The organism is Photorhabdus viridis (genome assembly GCF_040256935.1).
Taxonomy (GTDB): Bacteria; Pseudomonadota; Gammaproteobacteria; order Enterobacterales; family Enterobacteriaceae; genus Photorhabdus; species Photorhabdus viridis.
Window position 1 is genome coordinate 1 of record NZ_JBEJZY010000411.1, and the last position, 256, is coordinate 256.

The window sequence follows — 256 nt, forward strand, 5'->3', positions numbered from 1 at the left end:
GGTGAGTGCGCCGACGGGTGAGCCGCTGGCATTGTTCGACCCGGCCGGGAAACGGGTGTGGCGGCAGCCGAAACAGTCGCTGTACGGGCGGCGTCTGGCGGAGCAGGATGAAAACCCGCAACTGGATCCGGGACTCCGATTTGCGGGGCAACTTTTTGATGAGGAATCAGGGCTTTGCTACAATCGGCACCGTTATTATTTGCCGGAAGGCTGTTGTTACCTCAGCCCTGACCCTTTGGGGTTAGCAGGAGGAGTA

The 256-nt window shown here is 59.8% G+C and carries 1 protein-coding gene; it reads left to right on the forward strand.

The genetic code is table 11. From position 1 onward, the window contains the following. Window positions 1-256 (forward strand): RHS repeat domain-containing protein (locus ABR397_RS23955; RefSeq protein ID WP_350307865.1); only part of this gene is annotated, 256 nt, incomplete at both ends.